We start from the raw sequence: 255 nt of genomic DNA, 5'->3' as shown, positions 1-255 counted from the left end.
GCCAACGAGGTGAAGGAGCTGGCGCAGGAGACGGCGAAGGCGACCGAGGACATCGCCCGCCGGGTGCAGGCGATCCAGGGGGACACGACGGCGGCGGTGGCCGCGATCGGGGAGATCTCCCAGATCGTCGCGCAGATCTCCGACCGGCAGACCACCATCGCCTCGGCGGTGGAGGAGCAGACGGCCACGACCAACGAGATGGCCCGGTCGGTGCAGGAGGCCGCCGGTGGGACCACGCAGATCGCGGAGAACATC

The 255-nt window shown here is 70.6% G+C and carries 1 pseudogene; it reads left to right on the top strand.

Going from position 1 to position 255, the window contains the following annotated elements:
- Positions 1-255 (top strand): annotated as a pseudogene (locus tag E9565_RS22135) (methyl-accepting chemotaxis protein); the annotation flags it as partial.

Origin of the sequence: Blastococcus sp. KM273129, assembly GCF_021698995.1 — a bacterium.
Lineage (GTDB): Bacteria > Actinomycetota > Actinomycetes > Mycobacteriales > Geodermatophilaceae > Blastococcus.
The sequence above is the reverse complement of the archived record's forward strand: the minus strand, read 5'-3'. Positions and strand labels throughout refer to the sequence as shown.